Source organism: Bacillus cereus group sp. N24 (assembly GCF_016483345.1).
Taxonomy (GTDB): domain Bacteria; phylum Bacillota; class Bacilli; order Bacillales; family Bacillaceae_G; genus Bacillus_A; species Bacillus_A toyonensis.
In genome coordinates this window covers 1-16,894 of the sequence record NZ_JAEHCA010000004.1, presented here as the reverse complement: position 1 = coordinate 16,894, position 16,894 = coordinate 1, and the positions used below count along the sequence as shown (strand labels likewise).

Sequence of the window (16,894 nt, the reverse complement as noted above, 5' to 3'; positions counted from 1 at the left end):
GAAATTTTAACGCTATTTATGAACGAACAGCCACTTCTCTAACGAGTGGATTATGCGCTTGCACATAAATTGCTTGCTCTAATGGATTTGTTAATTCATCGACATCGAAAAATCTCGTTAATAAATTTGCTTTACATGCCAACTTATCCTCTTCCAACAATTCTCTTAAAAATGTAGAAGGTTCACGGTTATATGGAAGGAATGATTCCAATACAGACCTTAATTCAGAAAGTAGAATTTCCTCCTTAATTAATCCTGCCGTACCAAAACCGTTAATAAGTCCAAACATATGATTAAAAATTAAATAGTAACGAAACCTTTCATCTACAATATAATCGTCATATAAATTCCCAGTACGTTCTCCAATACCAGATAACTCATTATTAAGCATCTCTTTCATTGAATTACAGAAATAAAATCCTTGATTATCACGGAAATAATATTTTACTGGATAACCATCCTTCAACTGTACAACACTATTTTGTTGATGAGCTTCTAATGCAACTCCATACTGTAAATACATCCATACCATCGGCTTTAAAGAAATATTTACATACCGTCTAAACCACTCTAAACTTACTTCTTCACAGCTTCTATTTTCTAACTCTGCTATATGATGAATTATATTCGATAAACGAGTGCGCTCTCCAGGAATAGCATCTTGAACTAGTCCAGCAATCAATGTAGCATCATTTGCATGTTCACTATAGAAAGGGTTCTCGCGAATAATTACTTCAAATCCAGATTCTTGTGTTCCATAATTTAATGTAATAAAGGCTGGATCACAAATAAAATCAAAGCCTGGAAATCTTTCTCGTACTTCACCAATAGCCGTATTTAACATTTCCTTCCCTTCAAGGCCACTCTCAAGTTCTTTCAACTTATTAATGCGCATTGAATTTGTTACTTTCACTGGAAAGGAAAACTTAAGCATATATTTCGAATGAGGATGATATAGCGTCCTAAGTGATGATGTTGCCATATAACACTTACCTACTGGACCAATATATTCAAGCACTCCTTGATTTATCCACTCTTGTACATAAGGTTGATGTAATAACCATTCAGCCTGAAGCGGATGAATTGGAATTAATGAATATTCATCTTCCTTACAGTACTTCTCTATAAATTCCTCATTTACCATCTCATCTTTACTTAATTCTTCTTTTATAATCGTCGTTGTAGAATCTAATAATAATGATTTTTCATTTACTATACTTTTATGTGCGCGAAAATAATGAAGCTGGCATTCTCCTTTTAATTCTGGAGAATACATTGCACTTTTCCAATCCAATATACCTTGTCTACTCTTTGGGGTAGGATGAGTTAAATGCCCAAATAATAAAGATTGCTCCGCCTCTATAAAAGTTGTATGGAAACCATATAATGCAGATGTATCTTCTGCTCTCTCTTTTGTAAATCCTTCAATATTTTGACAACTGCGAATAACTCGAAGCATAAGCTCAGCAGGATTAGTTCCTTCTCCATAGTTGATAGACATCTCTTTTATTAAAAATGTAATAACTGTAACATAATCTGCTTTTATAACAGTTTTAGTTTCTCCAATTTGATAATAAAACTGTTCTCCAAACAAATGGCGATCTGTTGCTGATTTATATATAACTTCTCCATACAAAGTAACATTCTGTGCCGATAGCCGACAACATAAATATGTGGGGACTACATTTCTATTCAACGTATTACTGAAGATACTTTCCATTCTTTCATCCTCTGTAATCCATTCTCCACTCCCTGTTTCTCTTAAATAACAGTTTAAAAAACTTTGTATTGTTGCATGTTCTGCGATTTGTTTCGCATGCTGCATACTGGTCCTCCTCTTTATATTAACGCTATCGAAATTTTATAAAACAACCAATGATTGAATATCATTATCAATTATGATTCTAATTGATTGTTATTATCAATTCAAGAGTATATTTCAGAATTTTTTTATCTAACTAAATTTTTTTCCTTTTCTATCATTTATTTCATCTAATTAAAGATACAATAGAAAAATTTTTACTCTCAAGTTAACTATTCATTATTTTTCACATTACTCGTTATTAATCGATTGAACAGAGTTAAACAAAAAGGTATACCAATTAAAGGTATACCTTTTAAAAACATAAAGTTTACATAATAATATTATTTATATTCCTCCAGCAATACGCTGTTTCTTCTACCTGTACTCTCTCTAAAAATTTCGTATCAATTTTTTCAGGATTATATTTTTCATAAAACTTTTTAGCGGGATTATTAGTAACGACCCAAACTAAAAGAGATTGCATACCATTTTTTATACATTCCGACAGTAACACTTGAAATAATTTTTGTCCTATTTTCATTCCTTGATACTGTTGTAACAGATAAATCGCATATAATTCCCCATCACAATTATATGTACCGCTTCTTTCAACTCCCCCATCAATGAATCCGATTATTTTTCCATTTAACGTTTCTGCTACAAATTTGAATTGGTAATTATCTTCTTTTTGAAAAATATTCTCCCACTGCTTTTTTCTTTGTTCAAATGTTACATTTTCTAAAATTTCGTTTTCGAATATCCCGGTATACGTTGTTTTCCAGCTTTCCACATGTACTTTTGCTATTGCTGCAATATCCGATTTTGTCGCCCTTCTAATGTGTATCTCCACCATTCTCATCCCCTTTAGAGAATAATTATAGCAAACTGTTTTTTTACGCGTAAAAAAACAGTGAATTTTCATCACCCTTTTTTATCTACTTTCAACTTCAACTGAAACAACTCGATCAATCTCTTTTAGTGAACTATATAACTCAGTTGTATATAAATCTTCTGGAGCTAAAATAACCATCTCCAATTGCTGAAATGCACCACTATCAATATCTTTAATTTTCACTCGTTTTACATGCATGCCTAATTTTTTAATTTGCTTAAATATACCATCTAATTCTTGGTGCTCTTTTACAGTAATTTTTATAGATAAGTCCTTTTGTCTTAATGAATACGGGCCTGCAATTTTCACAAGGTGAGGCAGTACGTTAATCGCTAAAATAATTAAAATCATGGCAACGGTCGCTTGTAAATAAAACCCTGCTCCAATTGCTATACCTAAAGCTGAAGCAGCCCACACCATAGAAGCTGTCGTTAATCCAGAAATAACGTCATTACTTCTTCGTAAAATGACACCTGCCCCAAGGAAACCGATTCCGCTCACAATTTGAGCAGCAAGACGCATTGGATCCATATTTGTATGACCTGGAACAGAATATACATGAACTGATTCAATTGAAACCATCGTAATTAAACAACTTGCTACAGAAATAACCATACTTGTTTTCACACCAAGCGGTTTATTCTTTAGCTGCCTATCTATCCCGATGAATAATCCTAAAAAGAGCGCTAAACCTAATTTGAGTAAAAATTCATATGACATGTTTCATTCTCCTTACTTTACAATGTTTCCCTTCGAATAATTCACTATAACTCTTTTATGATATCTATTCCAGTCTTTTCTATTCATTTAACGATAAAAGCCGAAAAAACATTTTTACATGTTTTTTCGGCTTTATATTCCGATTAAGAACTTTCTTTATTTCTGTTCTTTAATCTTAATCTGCGCATCTTTATAAAATGCTAATTTACTGTCATTATACTCTTTTGTATAATTGTTAAACTGCTCTTTCGACTTTTGTGCTTCTCCATTTAACTCATTAAAAGTTTTAACTTTCTCACCAATCTCTTTTAATTTCGTTTCTTTTACCTTTAATTGTTCGTACAGTTCTTTTTCAGTCGCTAACGCCTTCGTGTAGTTTTCATTCATCTTTTGGAATGCATCGTAACGTTTTTTATACGACTCTTCAACTGCCTTTGCTTGCTTTTGCACTTTCTTATCTTCAAGTTTTTCTATATTACTTTGAACGGATTTCGTTTCCTTCTGCGCTTTTTCTAGCATTTCTTTTTCGTTTTTCAATACTTTTTCACGGTCAGCTACATTTGCAGTCGCTTGTTCTATCTTTTTCATAACTGCGTCATTATGATCTTTACCTTCTTGTAAAATTTGAGAATATAGTTCTTGACCTTGCTTCTCTAAATCCTCTAATTTTTTCGCTTCATCAACTAAAGACTTTTCTTGTGTCGCTGCTGTTTCAAAAGCTGTATATAAATTTTCTTCTGGCTTTTCACCGAAACAACCTGTTAATACCCCTACTGATAACGCTCCAACTAATGCTACTTTTCCATACTTCAACATTCATTCCTCCATTACATACGGTTATCATGCCAGAAGTTCACTGGGAAGTGACTTTCTTCATGATAAGCTTCAAACTCATAACCCTTTTCTTTTAACCCCTTTAAAATTGCTGGCACAGCAGCGACTGATTGCGGGTGAATATCATGCATTAAAATTACTTCTTGTGGTTTTGTTGCATTTGTTAATACGTTTTGAGCAATTTGCGCTGCAGCTGCATCAACTTGCATTTTATTATATTTCCAATCTAATGAATCAATTGTCCAATCCCAAACTTTAAAACCGCCTTCTACCACTTTATTTCGAAGGCCTTCATTTAATCCAGGCATCGAACCATATGGTGGACGTGTTAATTTAGGTGATTTTCCAATAATATTAGCAATTAAGCTTTGGTCTTCTTTCATCTCATTTACATATTCACCATTTTTATATAACTTTGCAAAGTTATGTGTCATACTATGCATACCTACATAATGTCCCTCTGCATTTTCACGTTTCACTAAATCCGGAAACTCTTTTACATTCGCTCCAATTAAAAAGAATGTCGCCTTCGCATCATGCTGTTTTAACGTATTTAATAATTCAGCCGTATATTTGCCTGGTCCATCATCAAATGTAAGATAAGCAACTTTTCTTTCTTTTCCATTAAAACGACTTGGTGCCGTTTTATTCAATTCAACTTTTGATTGTTCACTTGCAAGCTGTACTACATTTTCTTGTTTTGCAACAGCCTTTGCTGGTGAAGTAATTGATTGAAACATAAAATACCCAATAGCTACTGCTGCAACCGCTATTAAAACGACTACTACTCGTTTCATATTAAAAGCTTTTTCCATTCTATCGAATTCCTCTCCCTATTAATCTTATATATAAATCACCCAATATAATTATACATCTATTTATTTTATTGCACGATATAAAGTGAAACTTTAATCAGTGGGGGTATTCATCCCCCACTGATTATTAACCTTCACCAATCGAGTGTTTACGGGCAGTTAATTTCCCACCTACCTTCTTTGCTCTAGCCGAATTTTGAGGCGGGAATCTCACTACCCACAAATAGCGTGATAAATAGACTGTATATGTATTATAATGGGAGTTTTATCAAAATTGTTGTTCCTATTCCTTCTTTACTCACAATACTAAGTGTACCTCTATGAAGCTCCACCATTTTTTTTACGATAGCTAAACCAAGGCCTGCACCTGCAGCATGATTATTAATCTGGTAAAAAGACTGCTCTATATATGGTAAATGCTCTTTAGCAATTCCAATCCCTTCATCTTTCACCTTTATCACTGCTTGTCCTTCATTTTTAGTCGCTTCAATGTATACAGTACCATTTTCATGTGAATATTTAATTGCATTTTGAATAATATTCAAGAAAATTTGCTTTAGCCTATTTCGGTCTCCCAACAATTCAATTCGTTCTATAGTATTAATGAATTGAATTTGTTTCTTTTCAGCGTTAGGAGTTAATTGCCAAATCGTCTCCTCTAGTATATCGTACAATTGCACCTTTTGTTTATATAAATTAAAATGATTTGATTGTAATCTTGAAAAATCTAACAATTCTTCTACTAAATGAATCAATCGGTCTGTCTCACCGGAAATAATCCCCATACCTTGCTTGATTTCTTCTTCTGTTAAATGTTCTACTGTTTTAAGCGTCTCACTCCAACCTTTAATTCCTGTTAAAGGTGTTCGTATTTCATGAGAAATAGAAGCGATAAATTCATTTTTCATCTGTTCCGCTTTTTCTATTTTATCAGACATATAGTTTAAACTATGTGCTAATTCACCTAATTCACCAGGATAATCTTCTTTAATTTTATTTTTCAACGTTCCTTCTGCGATTTGTGAAGAAGCTTGAATGATAGATTCAATTGGCTCAACAAAAGAATTTGCCAAGCGTCTACTAATTGAGAAGACAATACACGAAATAACAATACCAACGGCAATAGTAAACATAATAATTTCAATAATCTTTGCATTCACATGTGTTAATACTGTCGTATATTTTAAAACACCGATTGTTTGTCCTTGATGTATAAGTGGGCTTAGCACTTCTAGTTGTTTTTCATTATCTTTCGTAGTAGTAACTTGATTATACATTTCACCTTCCAATAAAGATTGTGGGATATTCACTTTACCTTCTACTTTTTCACCACTTGAAGATTGTATAACCGAACCATGACGATCAATTAACTGTAATTCCGTTCCATCTAATTGAAAACTACTAATTATGTCACCACTATATTCTTGCAAACGAATAAAATATAATGAATTGTATTCTGAGAAAAATCGAGTACTCGTCTTCGCATGAGATTCTATATATTGCACAATACCATTATAATAATATCGATAAATTGAGACCGAAAATACTACCTCAAACAATACAAGCATAAGTGTAATGACCGTCATAAAATATAAAGTCACTTTCCGTTTCATCTTATACTTTCCTTCCACACATATCCTTTTCCCCACACTGTAAGGATAAATTCGGGTTCTGATGGATTACATTCTATCTTTTGGCGTAACCGTCTCATATTTACATCTACGACTTTCGTCTCGCCTACGTAATTCGTTCCCCAAATCATATTTAAAATTTCATCACGTGAAACCGGCTTTGAGGATTGATTCATTAAGTATTGTAAAATCATATACTCTGTAGGTGTTAAATCAACCAATTGTCCATCTCTATATAATCTTTCTTCTATAATATTTAACGAAAACGGACCAGACGTAATTGTATTCGTTTTTTCTTTATGCACTTCTATTCTTCTTAATAGAGATTGTATACGTGCAGTTAACTCTACTGGACTAAACGGTTTTGTAATATAATCATCTGCACCAATTCCTAGTCCTTGCACCACATCTCCATCTTGTACACGTGCGGTTAACATAATAATGCCCATTTTTTTATTTTCTTCCCGAATAGTTTTACAAACTTGAAAACCATCAATTCCTGGTAACATGACATCAAGTAACGCTACATCAACAGTGTGATCACATAAAATCTGTAACGCTTCTTCTCCAGTACTAGCTTCTAATACATAAAATCCAGCACGCTTTAAATTTAAGACAATAAAACTACGGATTGGCATTTCATCTTCTAAAACTAAAATTGTTGACATAATTTCCACCTCCCTACTCTTGTTGATAATCCGCTAGCGGTTTTATATATGCTTTCACTTTTTTAAACTTTGATCGCTTCGGCACTGCATATACGTGAGAAGCCGTTTTCACCGCTGCCTCGAATCCTTTTATTTTGAACCATTCTTTCCGCTTAAAAATTTGGACTTCAAGCCATATTTCATTTGTATTTACGTCTAAAAACTTTTGAGAATTTGATTCCTTCTGCTGATCTGGGATAGTAATTTTCCCAATCAACTCTTCAGGAATTTTCACAAAATACCCTTTTTCTATATCGATGTATCTTTCTTCTATAGGTTTCGTTCCATCTTCACTCCACTGTATGTAACGTTCAAAGAGCGGACTATCTCCATGTGACTTATCTTCCCAACCTTTTGGACGTACAGTACGAACAAATTCAATAATACCGTCTTCATTTACATCTTTACTTTCCACCACATATTCATTGAATAAATCTTCTTTCCCATCTATAGGTAGTACCTCATAATGATCCTTATCAAATTTCGCTACATAAGTTATACCTGAATGAGCCCCAATTCCTGCATCAATTACAATCGCCTTTAATGTTTTAGAAATATGGCCCATTTGTATTCTTTGAATACTATTTATAAATGGATCAAATATAACTTCTGATATTGTCTTAAACTGCTCAATAAGCTCAACTGTCAACTTCTCATCTTTTTCATAAGTAACAAGGCTTATATCATTAAGACCATTTCTATTTAGATCCTCTATAAATAACTTCGTGTAACGCCGATTATAAATCTCCTTCATATCATCATTTTCTTCTGAAAAAGCATACATAACATGTTCTAACGATTCACGATTTACAGAGATTCCAATTAATAATTCTCGCTTCCCATTCCCTGTAAAATCACCGACTTCAACGATATCTATATCCTCACCATCAAATTTATGCGTGGACTTTATTTTCCACTTATAGCCGATTTCCTCATATACAGCTAAATATACGCTACGATCTTCATTCGGCAATTTATAAAATACGATGGCTTCTTTTTTATTATCTTGTTTAAAATCCATTGACCAAATCATTTGTTTATCTTTATTAGACTTTGGAGTAAGCAACCGATAATTAACAGGCAAATCTTTATCTATTTGCTCTTTTAGTTCATTAATCCACTTTTCATTTGCAGGAGCTCCCATTAAATTGGTTGGAGCTTCAGACATTTTACATCCAGTCAATATAAAGACGATTCCCATAATGCTTATCCATTTTTGCATATGTTATCTTTCCTTATAACAGTATTTATCTTTACTTTTTGCTTATCCAATAATCTCATACATATGAGTATAATTTTTCTAGAATAAAAAATCGTTACAGAAAAGTTACAAATCCATTTCCATAAAAAAAGATTGGCAAAGGCCAATCTTTTTTACTTTTCATTTAGAACTGATTTTGGCGTTACACCTAGATGTTGATTCAGTTTATTTGAAATATCTTTCACATTTTTTTCATTTGGAATGTAATAATAAATACCACCAATACGTTTATCAGTACCTTCAATTTGCATCTTTTCCATTTGTAGATCCGATCCTGCCATGTTTTTCGTAATAGCAAGCATATCATCAAATGTTAAGTTTGTTTTCATGTTTTTATCAACTGCATCAAGTAGAGAGCCCATTTTGCTAATTGATTGAACAGACATTGCTTTTTTCGCAATTGCTTCTATTACAAGTTGTTGTCTCTGTCCGCGCATTGCATCACTATCAATTTTACGTGTTCTTGCAAGTGCAAGTGCCTGTTCTCCATTTAAATGTTGGAAACCTTTTTCTAAATGAATCATACCTGCTTGGTCTTTACTATCTTGCTCTGTGAACGTAACAGGTACATCAATATCAATACCACCTAGTGAATCTACAATTTGAACAAATGACTCAAAGTTAAACTTCACATAATAATCAACTGGAACATTTAAAAATCTTTCCACAGTATCTCGTGTACTTTCAACACCACCAAATACATGTGCATGCGTAATTTTATCTAATTTTTTTCTAGATGGAATATAAACACGTGAATCACGCGGAATACTAACTAATTTAACAGATTTATCATCTTTATTAATTGTTGCTAATAAAAGTGCATCTGTTCGAACCGCTTCACCATATTGACTTTTCCGCATTTCACTACCGTCTACACCCATAATTAAAATTGAGATATTATCCTTTAAAGGTTCCACTTCTTTATCACGTTTTGATGATTTATCAATTTGTGCATATGCATCACTTACAACCGCTTTTGCTTTATTATATATTAACGACCCATATCCTACTCCACCAAAAACAAGCAAGAACAATGGAATTATTATAAACCACTTTATTGACTTTCTTTTAGAACGCTTTTTATTACTTCTCGTATTTTGTTCTAATTCAGAGCTCATACCCATTCGCCTCTCTTTCTCTTTCCCTAGTATAATGTATGTCTAGTAATCTTCATATTGAATTTCCTTTCAATTACCTTACAAATTTGTAAGGTTACATTGTGGATTCAATATGTATTCCATTTCACATTATACTCTCGTACTTATTTTTGGCAAGTCACTATTTACTAACTTCAAAAATTTAGCACTTCGTAACATTCGAAATTACAGATTTATCAACCTTTTCATTTCAAATAATCTGACTTTCAACTGAAAGAACGAACAAAATAGTGAGTCAAGTTAGTTATTAACTCTCTATTCATACATTTATATTTCACATTATTGTTTCGCCAACGGCGTATACATGATTTTCTTCCCATTATTATAAATTAAAGCAGTCTTTGCTTTTAATTTCGTTTTTTCTATTTCCACATCTTCATTTGAGAAATTCACAATAATTTTAATATCTTTTCCATATGAAGTAGATTGTACTAGCTTATCTTCTGACAAGTATGCAAAGTTTGTCATTTCTTCTTTTACTGCCTTTTTATGAACTTCATTCCAAACTTTCAGATGCTCTGTAATTTCTTTTTTATGCTGATTCCACTCTACTTCATCTAAATGGTACAAAGGAGGAACATTATACAATAACTCATATAGCATACGGCTTCCTACCTCATCTTTCACTTTCAAACTTCCCCATTCCCAGTGATGCGTTGTAATGACGGAATCGTTGTATACTAATTTATATAAAGGAAGCGAATATACTGGATTTAAATATACTTGTTTATATTCTTCTTTCAATGGTACTTGTTTTGCATATTTTTCTGGAACATTTTGATTTGGTGAATAATATCCACCGACATAATACAGGCTTGTTTTGTTTTTCCGCATATCTTCATCGTCCCATTTAATAACTGGCGTTTCAATTCCATGAGCAAATGCAATCGTACTACTGGCAAAATCATTTCCGCCCTCAGAGCCAACTACCATACCTTTTTCTTGGGCAATATAATCCATTCGTTGTAATCTTGCTTTTAAATCTTGTTCCTGTGTCGTTACATGTTTTGATGAATAGTCATCATAAATTTCACCCGTTGCATCACAATCGATAAACCATGAATTATATTTAGGACCATTTTGCAATATATCGTTCATTCGTTCTTTTACACTAGGAAGTGATAATGTTGGATTTAGTTTTCGCCCTCTACCTAAAAACCCTTGCACCTTTTCTCCATTTTTCTTCGTTACAGTTGCCTCATCATATAACGATGGATCATTAAAGGACGCTGTGTTCCAATTTTTATCACCTTTCTCATGAATGGAATGATAAGAATCATACGGACCAACTAAATATCCCATTTTCTTAGCTTCTGTAACAAAATTAGGTTGCATAAATCCTTGTTCCCAGTTCGGTAGACCAATCCAAGCTTTGTCTATCCCTTCTTCTTTCATTTCCTTTATTATATCCGTTCCATCTGCGTTTCCCCACTTACTTATATCTTCAACTGAATCACCAAGTACTGACTTTAATAAATGCTTATTTAAACTATACAGTTCTGCTTTCGATAAGTGATCTATACCTTTTTTTAATAACTCACTAGCCTCCTGATCAACTTTCGGGAAAATATCCTCTTTATACAATTCCTTCATTGATAACACTTCGTTTACATAACGCAAAATAACATTTTTTTGATACTTATCAATGAAATCTTGTTTACTTACTTGCTCAAATACATTTAATTCCCCAGGCTCTGAACTATTTTTTTGAATAAGCTCTTTTATATGGCTAAACACTGGGCTATTTATTTGCTCTCTTAACTTCGGCCAATTTACATTACTTGCTGATAAACCATTTTGATTCCAAAAATAAAAATGAGCCGCTCCATAAAGTTTTTCAATTTCTTTATTTCTTCTTGCCTTTTCTTGTAATGTTTTAAATTCACCTTTTTCCATAATGTTATCCTTATACAGCTTAGCAATACTTACTGCATCAGTATTTGTGACATATAATTGAAAACCATATGTTTTATTTTTATTTATACTCGGGAATTCATGTATAAAATCAAACCCTATTTTCGGATCCGAATGAAATTTCACTTCATTATTAAATATATTATTCGCAATATATACAATGGAATATTTCGAACCATTTAATGCAAAAAACTTCATAGAAAATGATTCAGCAAATGAATATGCATCATCCTTTAAAAACTTCTTCCAATTCTCATCATTACTTGGAATTTGTTTACCTTCCCATAACGGAAGTGTATAATTTTCAGCCTGTACTTTCGGCCATGTAAAGCTTTCTGCACCAATCGATTCTACTTCAATATTTAAGTGGTCTTTTTTCTTTTCTAAGTTTACTTTTACTTTTTGATCTGGATATTCCCACGACGTACGATCCTTATCTTTTTTTACATTCGACACCTTCATTTTCGGCAGAGCTTGCGATGCCTGTTCCTTTACACCATCATGTTCTACAGTTAACGTGAAAGTCTCTGGATTTACATCGTAAGTAAAATCTTTATACGTCGCTTTCTTTATTTTAGACTCTTGTACAGCATTATTACCTTTTACATCACACCCGACTAAAGTCGAAAATGACATAGTTGTAAGAAGACATATCGCTATCATTTTTTTCATCTCCTTCACCTCCATCCCTGAATATACAGGGGCTTTGTTACAGGAATATGGCAAAAAATAATAGAGCTAGCATAACGCTAACTCTATTATGAGTATAAAAAATTCTCACATAATTATAATTTATTTTTTAATATGTAATACAGAGGGACTTTAATCCTTGTTTTTTATTCTCACAAACAATGTGATTAAACAAATTAAAGTTCCACTAGGCTTTCCTTACCTGAAAAAGTAAGTGTATATAATATATCCTAAAACTAGCACTAAAATTAATATCCCTGTACCTTTCCAATTCATGCCCCCTGTCATATCAACAGGGCTACCTGATTCCGCTCTATTGAGCCCATCATTCAAAGATCCGGTAGGGTTATTTTTTAACTCGCTTTGTCTTATGCGTTCTCTTTTTTCTTCTGATGACTCTTTTGAACTCATATAATCACCTCCAAAATTAATACGCTCTTTACTAAATCATACAATACTCATTTTCATTTTATATGCTGATTTAAAGTATATGTACAACAAAAAAAGCTAGCGATGCTAGCTCTTTTTATAATCCAATATGTTCTTCCTTATTTACAGTAATCCCTTTATGATCGATTTCAAGCTCACATACTTTCATAGCTGTAAATACTTTCGCTAATTGCTCAGCTATTTCTTGACGCTTCTCATACGGCGTTAATATGAAAATGGATGGCCCCGCACCGCTAAGCGCCGTTCCATATGCTCCGAATTCTTTTGCACATTTACGAATTGATGGTAATAACGGTACGAGTTCTAAACGATATGGCTCGTGAAAATGATCTCTTTCCATCATTTCACCTACAACTTCCCACCGCTTTTGGCATAATGCTGCTACTAATACATTACTTATCGCACTAGCTTTAACTGCTTCATGAAACGGAAACATTTCTGGTAATACAGATCGACTTTCATCTGTATTTAGCTCTTCATTTGGAATAAGAGAAATTACGCCTAATTCCTTACTTTCAATTCTTACAACTGAAACATTCTTTCCATCAAGTGCTCCGATTACAGTTCCACCTAATATAGAAGCTGCAACATTATCTGGATGCCCTTCAAAATTTGTAGCAATTTGAACCTTTTGATCAGTCGTTAAGTTCAAATTAGCAAGTTGATTCGCAAGCTCTATTCCTGCTACAATCGCTGAGGCACTACTTCCTAGTCCTCTTGTTAGCGGAATATTACTAGTAACTTCTATTATATGGGGTGATAAAGAAGGACATACTTTACATGCCGTGCTAACGATTAAATTTTTATCATCTGTCGGAATTGAATCTTCAAAGGAATGTATTACTTGCCATTTATCAGCTGTGCCCTTTACAACAACCTCTAAATACAATGACAAAGCTATTCCTACTGAATCAAATCCAGGACCAACATTTGCTGTACTAGCAGGCACACGTACTCTCAATGGTATCACGACATAATCACCCCTTTTATATGTTCTTTAATTTGTTCTATATCATTTGAAACACTTGCAATATCTAATTTATTAGAAGAAATTGCGATATCAGGATCTTTCAAACCATTTCCAGTTAATACCGCAACTACTGTTTCTCCTTTTTTGATTTTTCCAGATTGAACATGTTTCATTACGCCAGCTAATGAAGCATTTGATCCTGGCTCAGCGAAAACCCCTTCCGTTTTTGCTAACAATCTATACGCATGTAATATTTCCTCATCTGATACCATATCTATCTCGCCTCGAGACTGCTCAGCAGCCTCTACTGCATATGGCCAACTCGCTGGGTTACCGATACGTATAGCTGTTGCAATTGTTTCAGGTTCTTCAATTACATGTCCTTTTACAATTGCAGCTGCTCCTTCCGCTTCAAAGCCGTGAATTCTTGGCTTTTTGTAGCCTTTTTCTTTCTCATATTCACAGAACCCTTTCCAGTATGCTGTAATATTCCCTGCATTCCCAACAGGAATAGCGAGAACATCTGGCGCTTTTTGCAACTGGTCACAAATTTCAAACGCTGCTGTTTTTTGCCCTTCAATTCGATAAGGGTTCACTGAGTTTACTAATGTAATTGGCTCTTCCGCAGCAATGTTTCTTACAGCCTTAAGTGCATCATCAAAATTTCCTTCTATTGAAATGATTTCAGCTCCATAAGCGACTGCTTGCGCTAATTTTCCATGCGCAATCTTTCCTTCCGGGATTACGATAATACATTTCATTCCGAGGCGTGCCGCATATGCTGCAGCCGCTGCCGATGTATTACCTGTTGATGCACAAATGATTGCCTCAGAACCTTCTTCTTTCGCTTTAGCAACCGCCATTACCATACCACGATCTTTAAAAGAACCTGTTGGATTCGCTCCTTCATACTTACCATATAAGTGAATCCCTAATTGTTTTGATATATTTAATAATGGAATTAGAGGCGTATTCCCTTCCATTAAACTGACATCAGGTGTGTTTTCATTTACTGGTAAATAAGCAGCATACTGTTTTAATAGTCCTTTATACATATTGTTTTTCCTCCTCAATAATGTAATAACTGTTTATTTCACTTGCGACAGCTTCTATTGCTCCTAAAACTTTTTCGAATTGATATTTTGAAGTTTGATGTGTCACAACAACGACTTCTGCAAGCTCACGATTCAAAGGTAATTGAATCACTTCTTTTAAACTTACAGAATAATTAACGAAACATTCTGTTACTTTTTGCAACATCCCTGGCTCATCTTGTAATGAAATACGTAAGAAGTATTTCGAAACAACTTCTTCATCTCCTTGTAATTCATACGGCACTGGTTCTTTTAACGCACTTTTATTTTTCGGAACTTGATTCATATTTTTAACAATCGAAATAATATCACTTACTACAGCAGAGCCAGTCGGTAACTTCCCAGCTCCAGGTCCGTAAAACATCACTTCCCCTACTGCTTGACCGTGAACATACACTGCATTAAATTCATTATTTACATTTGATAACGGATGACGGCTTGGTAAAAGAGTCGGTTCTACACTTAAATGAATAGCTGATCCTTGTTTCTCCGCTTTACCAATTAGTTTCATAGTAAATCCTAACTTTTCAGCCATTTGTAAATCTTCTTTTTCAACCTTTCGAATCCCTCTTACTTGCACATCATCTAATGAAACATTCATCGAAAACCCTAGATTCGCAAGGATCGCTACCTTTCTCGCCGCATCTAGTCCATCTACATCTGCTGTCGGATCTGATTCTGCGAATCCTAATTTTTGTGCTTCCTGTAAAGCCTCTTCATACGACCATCCATTTTGACTCATCTTTGTTAACATGTAATTTGTTGTTCCATTTACAATTCCCATTATTTTTTCAATTTGATCTGAAGCTAATCCGTCTGTTAATCCTCTTAACACTGGAATACCACCCGCTACACTTGCCTCATAACATAGATCACAATCATTTACGTTCGCTAATTGAAGAAGTTCCGCACCGTATACAGCCATTAAATCTTTATTTGCTGTTACGACATGCTTCTTATTTCGTAAAGCCTTAACAATATGCTGTTTTGCTTCTTCAATTCCGCCCATTACCTCTACTACAATATCAATATTTGAATCATTTAGAACTTCATCTGCATGACTTGTTACTGCAATTCCATTAATACAAACATCGCGTTCTTTTTCCAAATCACGTACAACGACTGTTTTTACTTTCACTTCGTATCCTGTATCAATTGCGATTTTTTTATAATGTTCTTTCAAAATGTGGACAACACCACTTCCGACTGTACCTAATCCTAACACCCCAACATTAATAACGTTATGCATCTTCTAATCTCCTCCTACAATTTTATTTTTTATCTCTATCAATCACCTTGTTCTGCTTTTTAATCATGCAGGTGGTGGTTATTTCCGTACGTACGAATCGTTTCATGTTATAGCACCTCCTTTCAAAGTAATAAAGTGAAACTTTAATCAGTGGAGATTTTGTCCATTCCTCACTGATTATTAGTTGAACCAATCGGGCTTTTACGGACAGTTGATCTCCCATCTAACTCCCTCGCATCTGCCAAATTTTGAGATGGGAGTCTTACTGACCGTTAATGCGGGATAAAAAAACACACTCATCCCTAGGAAAGGGACGAATGTGTTTTCGTGGTTCCACCCTTGTTCCAATCTAGACGTATCTCCTCCTAGATTGCTCAAGTTCAGATAACGGCTGATACCGTCAATAATTACTAGATTACTCTTTCACTATTGAAGTTCAAAGGTGGTAAAATCATTTCTCGTGTTAGGAAGCTCACACCCTTGGCTTCCCTCTCTGTAAACCGTAAAAATGATTTCGTGTCCTTATCGTTACTTTTTCGTTCATGTTTATTTGTTAACTCATTATACTCGCATAAAAAACAAAATCAATACCATTTTTTAATTATTTCAAATTTTCAATCTCTAAGACCATAAAAAAACACACTCATCCCTAGGAAAGGGACGAATGTGTTTTCGTGGTTCCACCCTTGTTCCAATCTAGACGTAT

14 protein-coding genes and 1 other annotated feature are annotated in these 16,894 nt (G+C 33.8%); all 14 genes read right to left on the bottom strand.

The features are described from left to right. Window positions 1–16: 16 nt before the first annotated feature. Entirely contained in the window at window positions 17–1,825 is a 1,809-nt protein-coding gene (locus tag JDS95_RS07935) for an IucA/IucC family protein (RefSeq protein WP_001163334.1), read from the bottom strand. Between the two features lie 307 nt (window positions 1,826–2,132). Continuing rightward, window positions 2,133–2,657, bottom strand: coding sequence for a GNAT family N-acetyltransferase (locus JDS95_RS07930; protein WP_000229285.1), 525 nt, complete (start codon window positions 2,655–2,657; stop codon window positions 2,133–2,135). A gap of 78 nt (window positions 2,658–2,735) precedes the next feature. Then, the gene (locus tag JDS95_RS07925; protein ID WP_000119504.1) at window positions 2,736–3,416 is read right to left on the bottom strand and encodes an MgtC/SapB family protein; all 681 of its coding nucleotides are present in this window, start codon (window positions 3,414–3,416) and stop codon (window positions 2,736–2,738) included. A gap of 156 nt (window positions 3,417–3,572) precedes the next feature. Further along, on the bottom strand, window positions 3,573–4,229 hold the full coding sequence (locus JDS95_RS07920; protein WP_033661263.1) for a YkyA family protein: 657 nt from the start codon (window positions 4,227–4,229) through the stop codon (window positions 3,573–3,575). 14 nt (window positions 4,230–4,243) lie between these two features. After that, on the bottom strand, window positions 4,244–5,065 hold the full coding sequence (locus JDS95_RS07915; protein WP_000409398.1) for a peptidoglycan-N-acetylglucosamine deacetylase: 822 nt from the start codon (window positions 5,063–5,065) through the stop codon (window positions 4,244–4,246). A gap of 251 nt (window positions 5,066–5,316) precedes the next feature. Continuing rightward, window positions 5,317–6,678 (bottom strand): HAMP domain-containing sensor histidine kinase, encoded by a 1,362-nt coding sequence (locus tag JDS95_RS07910; protein ID WP_000824522.1) that lies wholly within the window; start codon window positions 6,676–6,678, stop codon window positions 5,317–5,319. Then, window positions 6,675–7,364 (bottom strand): response regulator transcription factor, encoded by a 690-nt coding sequence (locus JDS95_RS07905; RefSeq protein WP_000104235.1) that lies wholly within the window; start codon window positions 7,362–7,364, stop codon window positions 6,675–6,677. The genes JDS95_RS07910 and JDS95_RS07905 overlap by 4 nt, the downstream gene beginning before the upstream one ends. Before the next feature lie 13 nt (window positions 7,365–7,377). Next, window positions 7,378–8,625, bottom strand: coding sequence for a hypothetical protein (locus JDS95_RS07900; RefSeq protein ID WP_001174825.1), 1,248 nt, complete (start codon window positions 8,623–8,625; stop codon window positions 7,378–7,380). A 152-nt stretch (window positions 8,626–8,777) separates the two neighbouring features. Then, window positions 8,778–9,782: an LCP family protein gene (locus JDS95_RS07895; RefSeq protein ID WP_002093782.1), complete on the bottom strand. Its 1,005-nt coding sequence runs from the start codon at window positions 9,780–9,782 to the stop codon at window positions 8,778–8,780. 318 nt (window positions 9,783–10,100) lie between these two features. Continuing rightward, window positions 10,101–12,407: a glycoside hydrolase gene (locus tag JDS95_RS07890; RefSeq protein ID WP_000738142.1), complete on the bottom strand. Its 2,307-nt coding sequence runs from the start codon at window positions 12,405–12,407 to the stop codon at window positions 10,101–10,103. Window positions 12,408–12,623: 216 nt separating this feature from the next. Beyond that, window positions 12,624–12,836: a DUF6366 family protein gene (locus JDS95_RS07885; RefSeq protein ID WP_000095428.1), complete on the bottom strand. Its 213-nt coding sequence runs from the start codon at window positions 12,834–12,836 to the stop codon at window positions 12,624–12,626. Window positions 12,837–12,951: 115 nt separating this feature from the next. Next, complete coding sequence (thrB, locus tag JDS95_RS07880) at window positions 12,952–13,845, bottom strand: homoserine kinase (protein WP_000612654.1); 894 nt, start codon at window positions 13,843–13,845, stop codon at window positions 12,952–12,954. Beyond that, the gene (gene thrC, locus JDS95_RS07875) at window positions 13,842–14,900 is read right to left on the bottom strand and encodes a threonine synthase (RefSeq protein WP_085449900.1); all 1,059 of its coding nucleotides are present in this window, start codon (window positions 14,898–14,900) and stop codon (window positions 13,842–13,844) included. Before thrC ends, thrB begins: the two co-directional genes overlap by 4 nt. Next, window positions 14,893–16,188, bottom strand: coding sequence for a homoserine dehydrogenase (locus JDS95_RS07870; protein ID WP_085449901.1), 1,296 nt, complete (start codon window positions 16,186–16,188; stop codon window positions 14,893–14,895). Before JDS95_RS07870 ends, thrC begins: the two co-directional genes overlap by 8 nt. Before the next feature lie 306 nt (window positions 16,189–16,494). Beyond that, window positions 16,495–16,726, bottom strand: a binding site (T-box leader). Window positions 16,727–16,894: the final 168 nt, after the last annotated feature.

Bases quoted from the DNA above. Each gene is read 5' to 3' on its own strand.
- JDS95_RS07935 (WP_001163334.1), bottom strand. From the start codon at position 1,825: ATGCAGCATGCGAAACAAATCGCAGAACATGCAACAATACAAAGTTTT.
- JDS95_RS07930 (WP_000229285.1), bottom strand. From the start codon at position 2,657: ATGGTGGAGATACACATTAGAAGGGCGACAAAATCGGATATTGCAGCA.
- JDS95_RS07925 (WP_000119504.1), bottom strand. From the start codon at position 3,416: ATGTCATATGAATTTTTACTCAAATTAGGTTTAGCGCTCTTTTTAGGA.
- JDS95_RS07915 (WP_000409398.1), bottom strand. From the start codon at position 5,065: ATGGAAAAAGCTTTTAATATGAAACGAGTAGTAGTCGTTTTAATAGCG.
- JDS95_RS07910 (WP_000824522.1), bottom strand. From the start codon at position 6,678: ATGAAACGGAAAGTGACTTTATATTTTATGACGGTCATTACACTTATG.
- JDS95_RS07905 (WP_000104235.1), bottom strand. From the start codon at position 7,364: ATGTCAACAATTTTAGTTTTAGAAGATGAAATGCCAATCCGTAGTTTT.
- JDS95_RS07900 (WP_001174825.1), bottom strand. From the start codon at position 8,625: ATGCAAAAATGGATAAGCATTATGGGAATCGTCTTTATATTGACTGGA.
- JDS95_RS07895 (WP_002093782.1), bottom strand. From the start codon at position 9,782: ATGAGCTCTGAATTAGAACAAAATACGAGAAGTAATAAAAAGCGTTCT.
- JDS95_RS07890 (WP_000738142.1), bottom strand. From the start codon at position 12,407: ATGAAAAAAATGATAGCGATATGTCTTCTTACAACTATGTCATTTTCG.
- JDS95_RS07885 (WP_000095428.1), bottom strand. From the start codon at position 12,836: ATGAGTTCAAAAGAGTCATCAGAAGAAAAAAGAGAACGCATAAGACAA.
- thrC (WP_085449900.1), bottom strand. From the start codon at position 14,900: ATGTATAAAGGACTATTAAAACAGTATGCTGCTTATTTACCAGTAAAT.
- JDS95_RS07870 (WP_085449901.1), bottom strand. From the start codon at position 16,188: ATGCATAACGTTATTAATGTTGGGGTGTTAGGATTAGGTACAGTCGGA.